This is a genomic window from Mesorhizobium loti (genome assembly GCF_003148495.1).
Classification (GTDB): domain Bacteria; phylum Pseudomonadota; class Alphaproteobacteria; order Rhizobiales; family Rhizobiaceae; genus Mesorhizobium; species Mesorhizobium loti.
The window spans coordinates 111,388-131,337 of sequence record NZ_QGGH01000012.1 but is presented as its reverse complement, the minus strand read 5'-3'; the positions used below and the strand labels follow the sequence as shown (position 1 = coordinate 131,337).

Here is a 19,950-nt window from a genome sequence, read left to right as displayed (position 1 = left end):
TCGAGGGAAGACGCACATACGTTTCCTATCACGCCAGTCGTGTTAGCTACGGGTCCAGGCCAAGCCTTCCCGCACAGTTGACCAGTCCTTGGCCCAAGAGGCAGCCAGCCGCACCGCCTCCGAATTAGGGTGCGAGCTGCGATCTCGGCCAGCCAGGGATTGAAAAACGGCGTCCAGGGTAATACCTTCAAAACCTGTCGCATTACAATTGGTGTGAACATGACCACTACAGTTACAGCCAAGGGACAGGTGACCATCCCGAAGCCGGTCCGCGACCTTCTCGGTATCGTTCCAGGCAGCAAGGTCGATTTCGTCCGCGCCGCCGACGGTAGCGTGGTGCTTGCACGCGCCGACAAGAAGCAGCCGGCGAGCCGCTTCGCCAAATTGCGTGGCCATGCCGGCAAGGGGCTCGATACCGACGCGATCATGGCGCTGACGCGTGGCGAAGCGTGACGCTCGTCGACACCAACGTTCTGCTCGACTTGGTCACAGATGATCCCAAGTGGGCGGATTGGTCGGTCGCGCAGCTTGAGGCAGCAGGCCTCAATGGACCTTTATTGATCAACGATGCTGTCTTTGCCGAGCTTGCCGTTCGATATGACCGCATCGAAGACCTCGACGCGTTTGTCGATGAGGCGGGTCTCGAAATCGCTCCGATGCCGCGCGCCGCCCTGTTTCTCGCTGGAAAGGTATTTACGCAGTATCGCAAGTCCGGCGGGTCGCGCACCGGCGTGCTGCCCGACTTCTTCATTGGCGCCCATGCTGCCGTTAGCAGTCTGCCGCTGCTGACCCGCGACGTCGGCCGCTACCGCACCTATTTTCCATCATTGAAACTGATCACGCCGAACAGCTGAGCGACCCATCGGGTCAGGCAGGGAGGGGCTTTCGCCCTACAGTCCGCTCGCCTTGGTCAGATTCACCCGGAACCGATCGCGCCGGCGCTGAAACTTGCGTGTCATCTCCGTCGAGGCGTGGCCAAGCTGCTTTTGCACATGGCGTTCATCAACTTCCGCCGAGAACGCGAGGCCTGCGCGCAGCGGATGGCCAGAAGACCTTTGGCCGGGCTCGGAAAGATCCCGCGCACACCGGCGGCAAGGCCGCGCGTTTGACCAGCCGCGCCACCTGCTGACCGTTCAGCCGATCGGCTCCCAACACTTTGCCCTGACCGGTGACGCCGCGGAAGAGGGGCCATGCGCAATACGGGCAAGCTTCAACCAAGCCTACAGGGCGACGACCCGGCAGGTGGCGTCGGACGAGCCGCGACCAATTTCGACCTCGCGCCAGCCGGTCTTGCCCCGCAACGTAACCAGCACGCCCTTGTCCGGAAAAATTAATCCAGCCGCGACCGTCCTCGGTTTGATCGCGCGCAACATCAAGGTCGACGATTTCGGAGCGGCGCAAGGCGCCGGCGAAGCCCAAAAGCAGCATGGCGCGGTCGCGCAGACCACGCAGTGTGCCGCGGTCGAGCGTTCCCAGGACGGCGAAGATCCTCGCGCAGGATGGCTTCCCTTTGACGGGGCGGGGAGGCGTGTTTGTCGCAGATGCCGGCGAGCACTGGTGGCGATATGCCGGTCCTTCCGGTCGAGCGGTTGACCGCGTTGTGAATAGTTCCAGGTCAGCGACGCAGGCGGCGCTCGATGGTCGACACCGACTTGTTGTCCCTGTTCGACCCCGGGGCCAGGGCCGTGATGTAGATGCCGACAACTTGCGGACACGGCAGCAGCGGATCAAACGACTGACGCAGGCACCAGGCGCAAAAATGCTTCCAGTCGGCGCCATAGGCGCGACGGGTGTCTGCCGAACGCTCTGCCTCGACACAATCGCGCGCGGTCGGCTCAATCCGCGTGCGTGCTAGGGGGGTGGCAGCAGCTTAAATTGGTTCGGTCCTTGAAAGTTGTCGAGAACTGCCATATCTTTTGCACAAGAAATATGACTCTCGATATGGTAGGGTGAATGCCGTGGCCCATGCACTCAAGATCCCAGAGCACAACGGACCTCTCATCTTGTCCTACATGGACCGGAATGGGAAGATTGCGATCGAGCAGGTCGCGAACGGTTTTGGCATGTCCAAAGGCCAGTTAGCCCAGACTGCCGGTCTTGCGCGCGAGACCCTTTACCGGTCAGAGCGTAGCGCCACGGTAAAGACCCAGGGGCGTCTGCGGGAAATGCTCGAGATCATCAGCCGCGTGACGGATTGGGCCGGTGGCAAGGAGCAGGCGATGGCTTGGTATCGGGCTCAGCCGCTTCCGGCATTTGGCGGACGCACCGCTGAGGCGCTGGTGAAGGACGGCAAGGCAGCAGCGGTCCGTGATTATCTCGATCACATGGCCGTTGGCGGGTTTGCGTGAGGGTCGTCAGAACCTGCTACCGCGCACACGATCCACGTTGGGCATTCAAGCCGACTTCCGGCGAAGGAGCGGCGATCCGAGGCGCCCGATTCAATCCCAAAGGCGTGCCGGCACTCTATCTGGCACTAACCATCATGACAGCGATCAAGGAAGCCAACCAGGGCTTCGCACAGCGGATCGATCCGTGCGTGCTCTGCTCCTATGAGATTGATTGTGACGACATCGCGGATCTGACAACGCAAGAGGGGAGGGGAGAGTTTTCTGTGACGCTCGAAGAGATGGCCTGCGCCTGGGCAACTGCTCTCAGCGACGGAGAGCGCCCGGCGTCCTGGCCCATTTACGACCGGTTGCGACCTCGAAATATTGCCGCCATTGTGGTCCCAAGTTTCGCGCCGAGCGCCGAGATGGAGGATCGCAACCTGGTCCTTTGGGACTGGGGTCCGGATCTGCCGCACAAGGTAACCGTATTCGACCCGAGCGGCCGGTTGCCGAAGGACCAGCTATCCTGGCGATAACGCATTCTCGGCATCCGAAGGGCAGCGGAGGGCGCTTGCGCCCTACAGTCCACTGGCCTTGGTGAGATTGACACGGAAACGATCGCGCCGGCGCTGATAGCGGCGAGTCATTTCAGCCGAGGCATGGCCGAGTTGTTTTTGCACATAGCGCTCGTCGACTTCAGCCGAGGAGGCAAGCCCTGCACGTAAGGAATGGCCCGAGAATTTTGTCGCGCGATCGCCTTCGGACAGGTCGCCGCGGACACCAGCGGCGAGAGCGGTGCGCTTGACCAGCCGCGCCACTTCCTGGTCGTTGAGCCGCTCGGCGCCTACTTTTTTGCCTTGCCCTGCCACCCTGCGAAAGAGGGGGCCATGGCCGATCCTCGCCAATTTGAGCCAGATCTGCAGCGCGACAACCGGGCAGGTGGCATCGGCCGAGCCGCGGCCGATCTCGACCTCACGCCAGCCGGTTTTTCCCCGCAGCGTCACCAGCACGCCCTTGTCGGGGAAAAATTCGATCCAGCCGGAAGAATCCTCGGTCTGATCGCGGCCGACGTCGAGACCGACGATTTCGGAACGGCGCAGTCCGCCGGCGAAACCCAGGAGCAGCATGGCGCGGTCGCGCAAGCCGCGTAAGCCGGCCCGGTCCAGCGTTTCCAGCATGGCGATCAGGTCTTCCGGCAGAATGGCTTCCTTTTGCCGGGGAGGGCAGGCGTGGCTGTTGCGAATGCCGGCCAGCACGGTGGCGATATGCCGGTCTTTTCTGTCCAGCGGCTGGCCACGCTGAGAGAAATTCCAGGCCAGCGACGACAGACGTCGCTCGATGGTCGAGACGGCGTTCGGTTTTTTGTCGCCCGTTACCTTCCCGGACGCGCAAGCCGTGATGTAAAGGCCGACGACCTGCGGATCGGGCGGCAACACATCGAGGTGCTGGCGGCGCGCCCAGGCGCAAAAATGCTTCCAGTCGGCGGCGTAGGCGCGGCGGGTGTTGGCCGAGCTTGCTGCCTCGACGTAATCGCGGGCGCGCTCGGCGAGCCCTTCCAGATGAGCCGGAAGGCCAGAAATTGGCTGCGCGGCCGGTGCCGTGTTCTCCCCCGAAAAGTCGCCTGACGGCTGTCCCATGGCAAGCACGACATCGATGATATCGGGAAGATCGTCGGCGACCGCCTCTGCTGGCGAATGATCGATGACGGCGGCCGTGCTGTGGGACGGTGCGGAGGTCGGGTCGACGTGTTTTTCCGAGTTCTGCGCGACGAAAATGGCCATTTCCGCACTAGACGCCTTAATGAACGATAATGCAACATTATCGTTCATTTCTACGGCGCGACAGGCGCAGCGCTTTCTATGCATTCCTGTTGCCAAAAGCGCCGCCATGATTCATCCTGCTTGCGATGATTCTGCGCCCCAAATCCTCTCCACGCCACCACGCCACGCCTCTCGGTGCCGCTTCGACCGCGCCGATGGCACCGGTGCCGGCCTGGCTGCGCCGCGCCATCCCGGATACGCAAAGCCTTATGGGGAAAGACATCGAGGAGGTCGCGATCGTCGCCGGCGCCGCCATCTGCGCGCTCGATACGGTCGTGCGCCGGCAAGAGAGATGGGCCGGCGCCTGGCGGCAGCGGCTGGCGCTTTCGGCGGCCGCGGCAACGGCGAAGCAGGCCGGCCGCGTCGAGGACGAAAGCGCGCTGCGCGACGCCGTGCTGCTCACCCGGCCCGGAGACGATGTCGGCCCCGCCGGGCTTTTGCTCCTCGCCTGGCGCCGGCTGGCCGCCCGGCCCGCAGAGGAGCTTCTGACGAAGAGAAATCTGGCCGCGGTATTGGCGGAATTCGGCTATGCCCCCGACGACGAGGGCATGAGCGATCTGACGGACGATCTCCGGCGGCTAGCCGCCAGTGACGGGACGGTGGGAATGATGACCGGCGCCATCGCAGCCGCCGAGCGTCACGGCTTTGGGCGCACTCTTGGAGTCTGGGTCGCCGACGCCCTGCTGGCTCAACGGATGGGTTGGGTACATGCGGTGCCGCTGCTAGGCGCCGATGCGGCTTTGGGCACAAGCGCGCGCCCGCGTCGATCGGTAGCCAGCTCTGTGGCGACAAGTATTGGGACAAATCCTGAGCGTGCGAAAAGTCTGCTTGCCGCGCAGGCGCGCGCCGCGCTGCGCGCGATTGACCTTTCCGCCGAGCTCGAGCGCCGCGCGGACCGGCTGCTTGGCGTTGCGCCGAAACTCAGGGCCAAGGCGGCGGACGCTGTTGTCAACAAGCTCCTGTGCGACGATGCGATCGTTGCCTCGGAAAAGATCTCAGGCATGAGCGACCGTGGGCTGCGCCGCCTGTTCGACCGGCTGGTTGAGCTCGGCGCCGTGCGCGAGCTGTCCGGCCGCGCCACCTTCCGCATCTACGGGCTGTGAAGACGATGGCGGAAGGGGTTCGCAGACGCGGAAAGGATCGGTCAGATGACCGTCGATCAGCTGACCAGCTGTTTGACCGGGAGCTGGATCACCTGCCGCCGGAGGCGCGTTGGCGCGAATGGATGCAGCGGGTCGAGGCGACCATTTTTGCCGCCAGCGAACCCGTTGGCCGCGAGACGCTCGCCCGCATCGTCGGCAAAAGCTGCAGCATCGATCTTTTGATCGACGACATTCGCGAGGAGCTACGCGGCCGGCCTTATGACCTGGTCGCTGTCGCCGGCGGTTTTCGGCACCTAACCCGGCCAGCCTACGCCGATGCGATCCGCAGGGCATTTGGCACAGCCGTCGGCGAGAGCGAGCGTGCCGTAGACCTGACGCAGTCGGACGTGCTGGTGCTGATGTGCATCGCCTACTTCCAGCCGATCACCCGCGCCGAACTGTCGAGCTTTTTTGGGAAGGAGATTTCTCGCGACCTGATCGGCCATTTGCGCGGCGCCGGCCTCATCGCCTCTGGTCCCCGCAGCCCGACGACCGGCGCGCCCTACACCTATGTGACGACCAAACAATTCCTGCTGGAGTTCGGACTCGATACGCTGCGCGATCTTCCCGACATCGAGGCGCTCGAAGATGCAGGTCTGCTGTCGAAAGAGAAGCTGCTGGCGGGCGACATCATGCCGGACTTTGCCGGTAGCGAAGAATACGACGGGGTCCAGGTCGACGAATGACTGCTCGCTGCCACGCCACGGTCGCAGCTGTCGATGGTCCGGATTTGCGCGCTGTTCTACTTTTCTTCCGTTTTCTCTTGCACGACATGAAGCTCTAGACCTCGCCAGAAGCGGTACAAAATTCGCTGGCTGACTCGAGCTGTCTGACACCTGTCGCTGGAGACCGTTAAATCGTAAGCGTTGTGCTGCTCGCACCGGGACAAAAATCCTGGACGCGGTTTCGACAATCAGCGCACGGAGTGGCGTGAAGACTTGCACCAAAAGGAGGCGCCGTGCAGGTTTCACTGGCTGTCTCGGTCGCCGAATACCTCTGTCAAATAGCCGACGAACACCCTGATCTTCTGAGGGGTGTGGCGTCGCTGAGCGTAGAAGGCGAAGATCGGCAGCTCGGTGGGTTCATGATCTGGTAGCAGGCGCACTAGGCGGTTCTCCTCGATATCCTTTTCGACCATGAAATCCGGCAAGAGGGAATAACCCCATCCTGTGAGGCAGGCGTTCCTCACCGCGCGGGCCGAGTTCATCGTTAGATGCTGCGGTACTTCGAAGTCGATGATCTCCCCGTTGTAGAAGAAGCGATGGGTGCGCCCCCATTCGCCGCTAACTTGAGTGACCGACGGAAAGGTTCTGACTTCAGTTAGGGTCTTGGGCATCCCATATCTATTACAGAACTGTGGCGATGCGACGACCACGATCCTCTGCGTGAAAATCCTCTGGGCAATCAGGGATGAATCGGGGAGCGGCCCAACCCGGATGGCAACATCGAAATGCTCCCCGATGAGATCGACTAACCGGTTGCCAAAGTCGATTGAGATGCTGAGCTGTGGGAACCGTTGTGTAAACTCCGGCATCGCGGGTGCCAAGCACTCGTTGCCGAAGGCCGTCACGCAGGAGACACGCAACTGGCCGCGAGGGGTTTCGTGGCGCTCGCGTACCGCGGTCCGCATCAGGTCGAGTTCCTCCAGGAGGCCCAAGCTCGTCTGCACGAACTCCAGCCCGGCATCAGTCAGATTGAGCTGCCTGGTGGTGCGATTGAAGAGACGAACCCCGAGATCGGCCTCTAGGCCAGCCACAATGCGGCTCACCGAGGGAGCGGAAAGGCGTAAGTCCCGGCTCGCGGAAGAGAAGCTTTTGTGCCGCGCGACCGCCACGGCGACCCTCATGGCCTCAACCATATCCATTTGTCATTCTTTCGAAATACAAAACAATGTTTCTCGTTCCGCTCCTATTAACACGGAAAATGAATTGGTGCATCGATGCGGGCAGCGCCCAACCTGAGGAGAAATCATGGCTGCCAATCCGAGCTGGATACTTGCGAGTTACCCTTCCGCAATGCCAACACCTGAGAACTGGGTCCTGGAAGATCGACCAATTCCCGAGGCTGCGCACGACGACCTATTGGTGAAAACGCTGTGGCTCTCCGTGGACCCCTACATGCGGGGTCGGATTAGCCCGGCGAAGAACTACGCCGCTGGTTTCAAGCTTGGTGATCTGATGCGTGGGGGCGGAATTGGCGAGGTCGTGACGTCTGAGTCTTCGGACTTCAAACCGGGCGACATCGTGATGAGCGATTATTTCGGCTGGCAGCCGCTTAGCGTCATCCCGGCCGGATCAGCCAAACCTGTAACAACCACGGACGCCCCGATACAATCCGCACTGAGCTACCTCGGCATGCCCGGTCTCACGGCCTACTTTGCCCTCCTCAAGACCGGAGGTCCGAAGACAGGAGAGACAGTATTGATCTCTGCTGCCTCGGGAGCGGTGGGGCAGATCGCCGGACAAATCGCACGGATCAAAGGCTTCGACCCGGTCGCTGTTGCAGGCTCGGACGAGAAGCTGGAATGGTGTAAGGAAATTGGATATCGGACAGGCGTCAATCACAGGACCTCGGCTGATCTCGTGGCTGATGTCGCTGCTGCATGCCCCAAAGGGGTGGATGTCTTTATCGACAATACTGCCGGGCCGATCCACGATGCGGCGATGCTGAACCTCAACACGTTTGGCAGAGTGGTGGTGGTCGGGACGATTGCCTTGGCCGACCGATTTGACCAGCGCGACATCGGCCTGAGACATCTTAGGAGAACCCTGATCACCCGTGCCCGAATCGAGGGGTTCCTACTCGACGATCACGTGCGCGAATACGAAACGGCGATTGCCGATCTGCTGTCGTGGTACCAGCAGGGTTTGCTACAGACAAGGGAGGATGTCACTGAAGGGATCGACACCGTGCCCGGCGCTTTCGTCAGAATGTTGAAGGGAGAGAACTTCGGAAAGCAACTGGTCAAGCTATGATGTGGAACAGCAGGAGCGCACGGCAGCTTCGCGCCACTTCATGATTGCTTTGGGCCAAAACCTGCCAGTGCACGCCTTGAACAGTTAGCCAACTTCGGGCCAAGTCTCCGACGAGACCAGTGAGGAGGTGGAGCTGACCCGACGGCGCTATGCGGAGATCGCGACCACTACAGACCTACGCTTGGTCGACCTCAGAGGCGACAATGCCGTTCGAATGGGTGTGCTGACCGATGTCGTTCGGTTCGGTCATCGCTTGCCTGCTTTCCGAGGGCCAGTTATGTCACCAGCCGTCATTGGCTATGAATGGCGGTTGCATCATCTGAAGTGCACCGTGCACGCGGGCTTGACACGCCGATGTACGGGTTCACCAGTTTTCAGATGCGCTGAACACTCGCCCTGGTATGAGGGAAACTCATGAAGTGCGAGCGTTGGAGAGGTGGGGCGAAATCGGGAGCTGTTTAGCCGCTCTTGCATCAGTGCAGAAGCCCACTCCGGGATGTGGGCAGTGTTCACAGACATGGGCTCGAGGTTTGTTCTCTGGCTGATAGCCGACGGAGTCACGTCGGCCCGACACATTCAAAGAAGCGATTTCAGCCCTTTAACGAGACGCGCGGCTCATCCCGATCATGAGCGCACTTCATGCTCCATGAGAAGTTTGGCGATATCAGTGGAGGCTGAATCGACCTACGATGCCCAGACTACGAAACCACCACGAGTCACGACGGCTCTCGCTGAAGCGGTCAAGGAAGCATTCCCATGTCATCCCAACTTAAGGTCGAGATCGACTCTGGCATCATGGTCGTCACGATGAATCGGCCACCTGCAAATGCGATCGACACGGCTTTCTCATACGAACTCTATCACGCCTTCAAGCAGCTCAACGACGATGACGATCTTCGGGTGGGGATTGTAGTCGGCGAAGAAAACCAGAAGCGGATTTTCAGTGCAGGCTGGGACCTCAAAGCGGTCGCGCGTGGTGATGGGCGCGACGAGGAAAAGGGTTTCGACCTCGGACCTGGCGGCATCGGTGGCTTGCCGGAGTTCTTCGACTTGAGCAAACCGGTGATTGCGGCCGTTAACGGCGCTGCCGTGGGCGGCGGTTTCGAGCTGGCGCTCGGGGCAGACATCATCTTGGCCTCGGAGGATGCTTATTTCGCGCTTCCCGAGATGCAGCGTGGCTTTCTGCCGGATGGAGGAGCAATCCAGAAGCTGCACCGCAGGGTACCGTACAACGTCGCTATCGATCTCATGCTGACAGGCCGACGCCTCTCCGCCTATGAAGCCAAACATTGGGGCCTGGTTCGTGATGTGGTTCCTCGTGAACGCATTCTGGGACACGCGGTCGAGATCGCGAAAGGCATCGCTTCGGGAGCTCCCCTGGTTGCCAAGGCGCTCAAGGAGTTCATGCGCGCCACCGCCCATCTGTCAGTCGAAGCAGCGCACGAGACGAGCAGGCTTGCATGGACGGGCAAGAGCGGTCTTCAGCACTATGAGCGTATGCTCAAATCCGAAGACTTCGACGAAGGCGCAGTTGCTTTTGCCGAAAAGCGGCCAGCCAAGTTCAGCGGGAATTGATTATGCTTGCCAACTATCCAGCTGAACGCACGTGGGGCGCAGCACATCGGCTCGCGCCAATGCTCGATGCTCGATCGATTGCCGTGGTAGGGGTCTCCGAGCGGGCCAATTCATTCGGGTTGCGGCTCGCCCAAGCCGTCACGAGCGCCAATTTCTCCGGCCGCATTGATTTTATCAACCCCCGCTACGAGAGCGTCCTTGGCCAGCCATGTCGAGGGAGCCTTGGCGATCTCGACGAGGCTCCTGATCTGGCAATACTTGGGGTGGGTGGTCGCAATCTGGAGCAGTCGTTGCTGGACGCCATCCGGAGCGGAGCCAAATCAGCGGTCATTTTCGATGCCTGCAACGGCAACGCCGCGGACGGATCACCGCTGCTCTCGCGCCTCAAGGACATCGCCTCCGAACACGGGATCGCCGTCTGCGGCGGCGCCGGGATGGGACTGATCAACGTTCCGTCTGGTTGCGTTGCAAGCTTCTATGGCGCGTCGCATCTCAAGCCGGGCGGGATAACCCTTATCGCGCATTCGGGGTCCGTCTTCACGACGCTTGCGATGAACGACCCCCGATATCGGTTTGACCTGCTGGTATCGCCAGGCCAGGAAATCGGCGCTACGATTGACGAATATATCGACTACGCGGTGAGCCGGGAGAGCACGAAAGTCATCGCCGTCTTTATGGAGACAGCCCGGAATCCCACCGGGTTCCAGAGCAGCCTGAAACGTGCCCGCCAGCGAGGCATTCCCGTGGTCGTGTGCAAAGTCGGCCGCTCCGAAGAGAGTGCGCGTATGGCGCGGTCGCACACAGGAGCCCTGGCGGGCTCAAAGGCCGCCTACGAGGCCGTGCTCGAAGATTGCGGCGCGATCAGCGTGCAGTCCATCGACGAACTGATGAACGTAGCGTCGCTGTGCTCGACGGGACGCTTGCCCGGACCAGGCGGCGCCGCGCTCATGACAGATTCCGGCGGCCTTCGCGAGCTGGCTATCGATCTGGCGGCGGAGTCGGGGGCGCGACTTGCAAGGTTTTCGAACCGGACCGTTCAAGGCCTACGCCAGGTCTTGCCGCAGCATCTTGAGCCCTCGAATCCTCTGGACTGCGCTGCAGACCTTACAGACGACTTCAGCAAGCCGTTCGAGGAGGCGCTCACAGTGCTTTCATGTGCTGACGAGGTTTCGATGGTTGGCTTGGAAGCCGACCTCAGGGACGACTACGTCTACGAAGAGAAGCTCCTGGACCTCGCCCTGAGCCTGCCCCGGCGCACCGACAAACCGTGCTTCTTCTATTCAAGCTTCGGCCGCGCAAATAACTTCTTGCTTGGGGCCAGGCTCATTGATCGGGGGATCCCCTGCATCAACGGTATCGGCGAGACGTTGAATGCCATATCCAAGCTCCAGGAATGGTCCGAACGACTGAGCCAAGTTGCCGATCCCGTGCCGGAAGTTTCGAAAAGCCACGCCGCCTCGTGGCAGGCTTGTCTGTCGCGTTCCAAATCTATCGACGAGTACGAGGCGCTGGCGCTCCTCTCCAGCTTTGGCGTTCCTGTCGTGGGCAACGAAGCCCACGACACGTTGGAAGGGCTTAAGGCGGCTGCGAAACGGCTAGGCTATCCGGTTGCCGTGAAAACAGCCGCGGAAGGCATCGACCACAAAAGTGACGTCGGCGGTGTACTGCTCAACATACGCGACGACCGGGAGCTCGAACAGGCTTACGGCCGCCTTACCGCAACTCTTGGCCCGCGCGCAATCATCCAGAACATGTCGCCAAGGGGCATAGAGCTGGCTTTTGGTTGCGTGCAGGATCCCGACTTCGGGTCTCTGGTTATGGTGTCAGCCGGAGGTACCCTTGTGGAACACTTTGGCGGGCAGCAATTCGCACTTGCTCCGTTCGGCGAAAGCCGCGCGCTTGAGCTTATTGGGCGGCTTCCCATCGCGCGGTTGCTGGATGGAGTGCGGGGGAGCGCTCCCGCCGACAAGATTGCCGCCGCCAGGGCTCTCAGTCGGTTCTCGGTCATGTGCGCCGCCCTCGGCGACACATTGAAAGAGGCCGACGTCAATCCGATCGTCGTAACGGCCGAGGGGGCGATGGCGGTCGACGCACTGGTCGTCCCGGCCGCCGATCGCGCACGCAAGGTTGCCTGAGATGAAGGTGGCGATCATTGGTTGCGGGGTCATCGGCGCGGGATGGGCCGCCCGTTTTCTGCTGAATGGCCATGACGTAAGCATCTTCGACACTGGGCCCGATGCAGAGCGTCGCATGCGGGAAGTGCTGGCTAATGCACGTTCCAGCCTGCCCGCGCTATACGACCGCCCGTTGCCTTCTGCCGGGCAGCTCGATTTCGTCGGAACGATCGCCGAGGCAGTGACGGATGCCTATTGGGTTCAGGAAAGCGTGCCTGAACGGCTGGAGGTCAAGCGAGCCATCTACGCCGCGATCGAACCGCATCTCGCCAACGGGGCCCTTCTCGCCTCTTCAACGTCGGCTATCAGGCCAAGCAAGCTGCAGGAGCTCTGCAGCCATCCCGAACGGCTCATCGTCGCCCATCCTTTCAATCCCGTATACCTCCTGCCTCTTGTCGAGGTGGTGGGGTCGGAACTGACGCCGCCGGCGCTGAAGGCGCGCGCAGCGGAGACGCTGCAAAGCATTGGCATGCATCCGCTGGTGCTTGACCGAGAAAACGACGGGTTCATCGGCAACCGGCTGCAGGAGGCGATGTGGCGGGAGACGTTGTGGATGATCAAGGAGGGTGTCGCCACCACAGCTCAGATCGATGAGGCTATCCTCTATGGCTTTGGTTTGCGTTGCGCGCAGATGGGCCAGTTCGAGACATACCGACTGGCCGGCGGAGAGGCCGGGATGCGTCACTTCTTCGCGCAGTTCGGCCCATCGCTGGTCGAGCCCCTGAGTCATCTAATGGACGTACCCGATCTCGACGCTGCGCTGATCGACCGCATCGCTGAGCAGTCTGATGCTCAATCGGCTGGGCGGAGCATTCGGGAAACAGAACGTGCGCGCGACGCAAGCCTGGTTGCAATGATCCGCTCGCTCAAGCCGCAGGGTGTAGGGGCGGGGGGTACGATACGCGCCCATGAGGCGCACCTGCCCCTTCGCCAGGACGGCTCCCTGCCCGTTACTGCAAGGCGAGTCATTCCGTCCAGCTGGACCGATGCGAATGGCCATATGAATGAGGCGCACTATCTCGAGATTGCCTCGAATGCGGCGGATGCGCTGACGGAAGGCTGCGGCGTCACTGCCGAATACATCGCGGCTGGCCGCAGCCATTTTACCGGAGAGACGCATGTCCGCTATTTGGCCGAGCTGCACGAGGGGGATGAGATCACCGTCCGCACGCAGGTGCTCTACGGCATGGGAAAGAAAACTCATCTGTTCCATCGTTTGTATGGGCCGAGCGAGGAACTCGCCGCGACCGTCGAGATGATGATCCTGCATGTCGATCTTGCCACTCGCGCGATTCGCGAGCCGCTTCCCAATGTTGCCGTCGCGCTGAAGAATCTTGAGAAAGCCCACGCGCATCTGCCGCGGCCCGACGGGGCCGGGGCAGCCATCCGCGACCTTTACAAGATGGAGGCTGAACACTCCGTATCGAGGGCAGTCTAGTTGCGAAAGTGTGGCGCGTCTTACTCGGCGCAGTCGTGGAAGCTTCTGCGCGAGGGCAGTGCGCGAAGCGCTAGGCGTTTCGCTCAGCAGAGGTTCTAGGAGGTACGCCCAGATGCCATTGAACATCAGCCGAGAAGTCTTCGTCACCTGTGCGGTCACCGGCTCGGGAAATACCCAGGACAAGTCGCGTCACGTGCCGCGCAGTCCGAAGGAGATCGCCGATGACGCGATCGCGGCCGCGCGCATGGGAGCCGCAATTGTACACTGCCACGTCCGGGATCCTGAAAGTGGCAAGCCGTCACGCGACCTGGCGCTGTACCGGGAAGTGACGGACCGCATCCGTAGCGCCGATGTGGACGTCATCTTGAATCTCACCTGCGGCATGGGCGGTGATCTGTTTCTGGGGCCTGATGAAGAACCATTGCCGATCGACGTTGAGGGCACCGACCTGATCGGAGTCAGCGCGAGACTTGCGCATATCGTCGAATGCCGCCCGGAAATCTGCACCATCGATTGCGGCTCGATGAACTTTGGCGACACTGGGCTGATCATGGTCAATACCCCTGGGCTGCTGAGGGGAATGGGAGCTGTCATCTCTGAGCTCGGGATGCAGGCCGAGATCGAGGTCTTCGACACTGGCCATCTGTGGTTTGCAAAGCAGATTCTGGCCGAGGGCGTATTGAAATCGCCAGCTCTAATCCAATTCTGCATGGGCGTGCCCTGGGGGGCGCCTAACGACCTCAATACGCTAATGGCGATGGTGAACAACGCCCCACGTGACTGCATCTGGTCTGCGTTTTCGCTCGGCCGCGATCAGATGGCCTACGTGGCGGCGGCAATCCTTGCTGGGGGCAATGTCCGCGTGGGGCTCGAGGACAATCTCTTCCTTGAAAAGGGGCGGCTTGCGACCAACGCCGAACTCGTCTCCCGTGCCGTGGAACTGATCACGGCGATGGGCGTCCGCGTTCTAGGACCCGGCGAAGTGCGAAGCAGACTGAATCTCATCAAGCGGGGCCGAAGGTCAGCGGGCTGAGAAAAGGTAGCTACGCCTCCATCATCTGAAATTTACATCGTTCACCCCGGCGAACTCGCGGGCAGAACAGCAATCTCAAAAGGCACTGGATATGAACATACCCTCGAAGGCTGATGTTGTTATCGTCGGCGGTGGCGTGGCGGGCTGCTCGATCGCCTATCACCTGGCCAAAATTGGCATCACAGACGTGGTGCTGTGCGAGCGCCGTCAACTGACGTGCGGCACCACCTGGCATGCCGCCGGGTTGGTCACCCAGCTGCGCGCGACACAGCGGATGACCGAGCTGGCGAAATACACGGGTGAACTCTTCACCCGTCTTGAGCAGGAAACTGGCCAGGCCACTGGATTCAAACGCAACGGATCGCTCCGGGTCGCGACCACGCCAGCGCGGTATGAGGAATTGGCCAGGGGCGCTTCCATGGGGCGCAACTTCGGCCTTCCGGTCGAGGCAGTAACGCCGGGTGAAATCAAGGAGCGGTGGGGGCCCGTCAACCTCGCGGGCATCGTCGGCGGGTTCTGGTTCCCTCACGACGGGCAGGTCAATCCGGCCGACGTCACGATGGCTTACGCCAAAGGCGCGCGGACGGGCGGGGTCCGGATCATAGAGAACTTGCCGGTGACCCAACTCTTCGTGGAGAACGGCCGTGCCGTCGGCGTAATGACGGAGCAAGGCAAGATCGAAGCCCGGATTGTCGTTATCTGCGGCGGCATGTGGTCGCGCGATCTGGCGGCCGAGATCGGCGTCACAGTCCCGCTCCACGCCGCGGAGCATTTCTATGTCGTCACCGAAGCCATTCCCGACCTGCCACGCAATCTTCCGGTGATGTTCCTGGGCGACGAGTGGACCTACTACAAGGAAGACGCCGGCAAGCTGCTCGTCGGCTTTTTCGAACCTGTGGCGAAACCCTGGGGACAGAAGGGCATCTCAAAGGACTTTAGATTCGACGCGCTTCCGGAAGACATCGACCACATCGCGCCGCACCTCGAGGCGGCGGCCAACCGCGTGCCGCTGCTGGCTGACACTGGCATTCAGCTGTTCTTCAACGGGCCAGAAAGCTTCACCGCGGACGGCCGCTACCTGCTGGGCGAAACTGCCGAGGTCTCCGGACTGTACTGCGCCACGGGCTTCAATTCCCTTGGCATCCTATCCTCCGGTGGCGTGGGCAAATCGCTCGCCTCTTGGATACGCGACGGCAGGCCTCCCGTTGAGCTTATCGATGTCGACGTGCGCCGCACCCAAAGTTTCCAACGCAATCGGAAATACCTGGAGGACCGCACGGTCGAGACCCTCGGCCTCAACTTCGACATGCACTGGCCGAGCCGTCAATTTGTATCCGCACGGGGCGTGCGCCGATCGCCTTTCCACGATCGCCTGGTCGCGGCCGGTGCCTTCATGGCCGAAGCGGCGGGCTGGGAGCGGCCTGGCTTCTTCGGTACCGCCCAGGAAGTCGTGAACATCGAATATTCCTACTACCGCCCGAGCTGGTTCGCGAATGTTCGCGCGGAGTGCCAGAACACCGCTGAGAACGTGACGATTTTCGACCATAGCTGTTTCGTCAAATACCGTGTCGAAGGTCCGGACGCGCTCAAGACGATGAACTGGATTTGCGCTGCCGATTGCGACGTCGAGGTCGGCCGCGTGGTCTACTCACAGTGGCTCAACGAGATCGGTGGCATCGAGGCGGACGTCACGGTGACGCGTCTGGCGGATGACGCCTTCCTCGTCGTCACCGTGGCAGTCTCGCAGCGTCGGGACCTCGCCTGGTTCAAGCGGCACCTGCCGGACGGGGCGCGCGTCCACATCGTCGACATCACATCCGGCCTTCCGATGCTTGCCGTGATGGGGCCGAAGGCGCGGGAGCTCATGGCGCGCGTCTCGCCTGATGATTTCAGCAACGATGGCTTTCCCTTCGGTACGAGCCGCGAGATCGACCTCGGCTACGCTCGCGTTCGCGCAAGTCGGCTGACGTTTGTGGGCGAGTTCGGCTTCGAGCTTTATCCCGAAACGGAATTCGCCGCTCACGTGCATGAAAAGCTCGTCGAGGTTGGAAACGACCTCGGCCTTAAGCACGGCGGCTTCTTCGCACTGAATTCGTTGCGGATGGAAAAAGGCTATCGCCATTGGGGGCACGACATCGGCGAGGAGGACACGCCCTACAACGGTGGCCTCGGCTTTGCCGTGGCCTTGGACAAGCCCGGCGGCTTCTTTGGTCGAGACGCGCTGCTGACGCAACGAGCGGAGGGCACTGTCAGGCGCCGCCTTGTGCAAGTGAAACTGGCAGGTGGACCTGACATGCCGATGCTCTATCACAACGAGCCGCTGGTCCGCGACGGCGCCATCGTCGGGTCGGTTACGTCCGGAGCCTATGGCCATCGCGTCGGCGCGTCGCTTGGCCTTGGTTACGTGAGAAACGCTGATGGAGTGACAAAGGACTGGCTCGCCGATGGCAAGTGGGAGGTCGAAATTGCGATGAAGCGCTATCCGATCGAGCTCCAGTTTGGGCCTTGGTACGACCCGCGAAACGCGAGAGTGCGCGGCTAGGCATCTGGCATTCATGAGGCGTCGGCAATGGCGGCGCCTTCGGAACCTGGCTGCGTCGAGGAACCTTCGCGGAACCCTACGGCCCACGTTCCCAGTCGACCGTGATCGGAGGGCTGTGATCCTGGAGGTCACGCAAGCTGTCATCTCGCGAACCAAGCATCCATTTGGCAAAAGTCTTGGCGGCAGTCGATAGGGGGACGTTCTTGCGCCAGACCAGATAGATACCGCCGTCGGCCTGAACCTTGTCGTCAAACAGCTCAACCAGCTGCCCGGCTCGGACAAGCTCCGTTGCGGTGCCAATCCATCCGAGCGCGATGCCTTCGCCTGCCAGGGCGGCCTGCATCATGGTCAAATGATTGTCAAAATGCGGCCCGGGCAGCGGATTGGTCTTGATGTCATAGTGGGCAAACCATTGCTCCCAGTCGAACCACGACTTGTCGTCCGCCCTTGCGTGCAGCAGGATGTGCATCGTCAGATCGCGCGGGGTCTTGATGGGAGCCGAGCGGGCCAGATAAGCAGGGTTTGCGACGGGAGTGATTAGCTCTGACAGGAGCAATTCGGCGTCACAATCCGGCCAGTTGCCTTTGCCGAACCGGACCGAAATGTCGATTCTTTCAGAGAGTTCGGGCAACCCCTGATACGCCGTCACCATGTTCACGGTGATCTCAGGGTGGCTCTTGTGGAATTCCTTCAGGCGAGGCAGCAGCCAGAAGTTTGCATAGGCGAGGTTACATGAGACGGTAAGACTGTCCGCATTGTGGCCCCGCTGAAGCGTCTCGCCCTCGAGGGAGATGATATCGAGGCCGGCTACAAGGGCATTTACATAGCGCCTCCCCTCAGTCGTGACGCGTACGGGCCTGCTTTGTCTATCAAACAATCTGACAGACAAAAAATCTTCTGCCTGCGTGATGAGATGACTAATCGCTGACTGGGTCACGTTGAGCTCACCGGCCGCCTTGGAAAGGCTCTCCAGACGGGCTGTTGCCTCTATGGCGAGCATCACGCGCAACGGGGGGACATGTCGCCAATACTTCATGAGCTGCTCTCATGTGCCATGAATGGGATGCGCATATCGCTCGGCTTCAACAGCGCATATTTTAGGGTTTGACTTCACAGAAGTCCCTTCATCACATGAAGGCCCGTCATATCAGCTGTCAAGGTTGTCACCTGTCGCCATGTCCACAAATCGAAGTCAAATCCAATCCGGCATCATGGTCATGACCCTGAACATCCCGGTTGTGACGCTAGTCGACACGGAGCGTGAAGCAGCGCTGCTCGCGAACCTAGCCCAAGCCCCAAGCGAGACTTGAATGTCAGAGACCTACGACGCGATCGTCATTGGAGGCGGGCACAACGGATTGGTCTGCGGCGCCTACCTAACCCGCAATGGACTGAAGGTCAAAGTCCTCGAGCGACGCTCTGTTGTGGGCGGAGCAGCCGTGACCGAGGAGTTCCATCCAGGTTATCGGGCGTCGACTTTCTCCTACCTGATGAGCCTGTTGCATCCCAGGATCATCCGCGACCTCGAACTCGCCAAGCATGGGCTCCAAGTACTGCCTTGCTCGGATATGTACTCGCCGTTGGACGATGACTACATCGTCTTCTCCGACAACGTGAAGAAGACGCAGGAACAGTTTGGTCGCTTCAACCGCCACGACGCTGAGATCTATCCGGAATTCGACCGCTACATAAGCGAAGCCGCCAACGTGGTGCGCAAGCTTCTGTTCGACGTTCCGCCAGACCCGTCGCGGACCGACTTCAAGTCGCTCAAGAACCTGGCCTCGTTCGCCTGGAAGTATCGCAAGATCGGCGATCGCTTCTATCGCCTTGTCGACCTGCTTACTATGAGCGCGGACGACTTCCTGCGAGAATGGTTCGACGACAGCCGCATCCGGGCGGTCCTCGCGTACTACGCCTCGATCGGGACGTTCGTCAGTCCGCGTACGCCCGGGTCTGCCTACGTGATCATCCACCACATCATGGGCGAGCACGAAGGCGCTGGCGGTTGGGGATTCATTAAGGGAGGGATGGGTGCGATTACCCAGTCCATTGCCTCCTATGGCCGTACGAAGGGTCTCCAGATCGAGACTGAGGCCGATGTCGAGCGGATCATCATCGAGAATGGCAGAAGTGTCGGCGTTGCCCTGCGCAATGGTCGTGAGTACCGCTCGAAGATTGTCGTCTCGAATGCCGCGGCTCCGGTCACGTTCCTGAAGCTGGTGGACTCAAAGGAACTGCCGTCGGAATTCGTGCGCGACATACGCAATTATCGGATGCGCTCCTCCGCTTTCAAAATCAACATCGCGTGCGAACGCCTCCCGCAGTACCGGGCCGTCGACAAGGCGATCGCGGACGGGGCTCTCGGCAGCTTCACCTACCCGACATACGTGCACATCGCGCCCGACGTCGAATATTTGGACCGCTCGTACACAGATGCCAAGGATGGCTGGTATTCCACCGAGCCGTTCCTGACCCCTGTTGCCCCCACGGTGGTCGACGACACCCTTGCTCCTGCAGGCAAGCACGTTCTCAACGTCTTCGGTGGGCACGCCGCATGCGACCTGAAGTCGTCCAACTGGGAAGCCGAGAGGCCGAACCTCGTCAAGAACGTGATGGCCACCATGGACCGCTTTGCGCCAGGCTTTTCGGGCGACGTCATCGCCATGGATGTGCTCACGCCCGACGAGATCGAACGCCGGGTCAACCTACCCTCCGGCCACATCTTCCATGGCGAACTCGCACCTGACCAACTCTTCTTCAAGCGGCCGGCCGCTCACTACTCCGACTACAGGTCGCCGATCCGCGGACTCTATCAGTGCGGCTCGAGCACTCATCCAGGAGGCGGCGTATCCGGCATTCCTGGCCACAACGCAGCGCGGGAAATTCTTAAGGACCAAGGGAAGCGGATGCGATGAGCAAGCGCC

At 61.1% G+C, this 19,950-nt stretch carries 16 protein-coding genes and 1 pseudogene; 13 read left to right on the top strand and 4 right to left on the bottom strand.

What is annotated here, in order from left to right:
- Positions 1-219: 219 nt before the first annotated feature.
- Positions 220-453: an AbrB/MazE/SpoVT family DNA-binding domain-containing protein gene (locus C8D77_RS29290; protein WP_109670799.1), complete on the top strand. Its 234-nt coding sequence runs from the start codon at positions 220-222 to the stop codon at positions 451-453.
- On the top strand, positions 450-854 hold the full coding sequence (locus tag C8D77_RS29285; RefSeq protein ID WP_109670797.1) for a type II toxin-antitoxin system VapC family toxin: 405 nt from the start codon (positions 450-452) through the stop codon (positions 852-854). Before C8D77_RS29290 ends, C8D77_RS29285 begins: the two co-directional genes overlap by 4 nt.
- A 36-nt stretch (positions 855-890) precedes the next feature.
- Here C8D77_RS29285 and C8D77_RS29280 read toward each other — a convergent pair.
- Positions 891-1,840, bottom strand: a pseudogene (locus C8D77_RS29280) (tyrosine-type recombinase/integrase).
- A 118-nt stretch (positions 1,841-1,958) separates the two neighbouring features.
- Here C8D77_RS29280 and C8D77_RS29275 point away from each other — a divergent pair.
- Positions 1,959-2,348, top strand: coding sequence for an MbcA/ParS/Xre antitoxin family protein (locus C8D77_RS29275; protein ID WP_109670861.1), 390 nt, complete (start codon positions 1,959-1,961; stop codon positions 2,346-2,348).
- Positions 2,345-2,863, top strand: coding sequence for an RES family NAD+ phosphorylase (locus tag C8D77_RS29270; RefSeq protein WP_109670795.1), 519 nt, complete (start codon positions 2,345-2,347; stop codon positions 2,861-2,863). The genes C8D77_RS29275 and C8D77_RS29270 overlap by 4 nt, the downstream gene beginning before the upstream one ends.
- A 42-nt stretch (positions 2,864-2,905) precedes the next feature.
- Here the strand turns inward: C8D77_RS29270 and C8D77_RS29265 are convergent, their stop codons facing one another.
- A complete protein-coding gene (locus C8D77_RS29265) occupies positions 2,906-4,108 on the bottom strand; it encodes a site-specific integrase (RefSeq protein ID WP_109670792.1) in 1,203 nt (400 codons plus the stop codon).
- Between the two features lie 125 nt (positions 4,109-4,233).
- Between C8D77_RS29265 and C8D77_RS29260 the strand changes: the two genes are divergently transcribed.
- Both C8D77_RS29260 and scpB read left to right on the top strand, forming a co-directional pair.
- Complete coding sequence (locus C8D77_RS29260; protein WP_109670790.1) at positions 4,234-5,250, top strand: DUF1403 family protein; 1,017 nt, start codon at positions 4,234-4,236, stop codon at positions 5,248-5,250.
- 5 nt (positions 5,251-5,255) lie between these two features.
- The gene (scpB, locus tag C8D77_RS29255) at positions 5,256-5,975 is read left to right on the top strand and encodes an SMC-Scp complex subunit ScpB (RefSeq protein ID WP_170136851.1); all 720 of its coding nucleotides are present in this window, start codon (positions 5,256-5,258) and stop codon (positions 5,973-5,975) included.
- A gap of 281 nt (positions 5,976-6,256) precedes the next feature.
- On the opposite strand, the gene C8D77_RS29250 is transcribed toward scpB, so the two are convergent.
- On the bottom strand, positions 6,257-7,153 hold the full coding sequence (locus C8D77_RS29250; protein WP_109670788.1) for a LysR family transcriptional regulator: 897 nt from the start codon (positions 7,151-7,153) through the stop codon (positions 6,257-6,259).
- A 106-nt stretch (positions 7,154-7,259) separates the two neighbouring features.
- Here C8D77_RS29250 and C8D77_RS29245 point away from each other — a divergent pair, with 106 nt between their 5' ends.
- From C8D77_RS29245 to C8D77_RS29215, 6 genes are all read left to right on the top strand, one after another.
- Positions 7,260-8,264, top strand: coding sequence for an NADP-dependent oxidoreductase (locus tag C8D77_RS29245; RefSeq protein WP_109670786.1), 1,005 nt, complete (start codon positions 7,260-7,262; stop codon positions 8,262-8,264).
- A gap of 756 nt (positions 8,265-9,020) precedes the next feature.
- A complete protein-coding gene (locus tag C8D77_RS29235) occupies positions 9,021-9,839 on the top strand; it encodes an enoyl-CoA hydratase-related protein (RefSeq protein WP_109670783.1) in 819 nt (272 codons plus the stop codon).
- A 2-nt stretch (positions 9,840-9,841) separates the two neighbouring features.
- Positions 9,842-11,974 (top strand): acetate--CoA ligase family protein, encoded by a 2,133-nt coding sequence (locus C8D77_RS29230; RefSeq protein ID WP_109670782.1) that lies wholly within the window; start codon positions 9,842-9,844, stop codon positions 11,972-11,974.
- Position 11,975: 1 nt separating this feature from the next.
- Complete coding sequence (locus C8D77_RS29225; protein WP_109670781.1) at positions 11,976-13,451, top strand: carnitine 3-dehydrogenase; 1,476 nt, start codon at positions 11,976-11,978, stop codon at positions 13,449-13,451.
- A gap of 112 nt (positions 13,452-13,563) precedes the next feature.
- A complete protein-coding gene (locus C8D77_RS29220; RefSeq protein WP_109670780.1) occupies positions 13,564-14,484 on the top strand; it encodes a beta-keto acid cleavage family enzyme in 921 nt (306 codons plus the stop codon).
- 91 nt (positions 14,485-14,575) lie between these two features.
- Complete coding sequence (locus tag C8D77_RS29215; RefSeq protein WP_109670778.1) at positions 14,576-17,026, top strand: GcvT family protein; 2,451 nt, start codon at positions 14,576-14,578, stop codon at positions 17,024-17,026.
- Positions 17,027-17,102: 76 nt separating this feature from the next.
- Here C8D77_RS29215 and C8D77_RS29210 read toward each other — a convergent pair whose 3' ends face one another.
- Entirely contained in the window at positions 17,103-18,062 is a 960-nt protein-coding gene (locus tag C8D77_RS29210; RefSeq protein WP_109670776.1) for a LysR substrate-binding domain-containing protein, read from the bottom strand.
- Between the two features lie 274 nt (positions 18,063-18,336).
- Between C8D77_RS29210 and C8D77_RS29205 the strand changes: the two genes are divergently transcribed.
- Positions 18,337-19,941, top strand: coding sequence for a phytoene desaturase family protein (locus tag C8D77_RS29205; protein WP_109670774.1), 1,605 nt, complete (start codon positions 18,337-18,339; stop codon positions 19,939-19,941).
- Positions 19,942-19,950 lie beyond the last annotated feature (9 nt).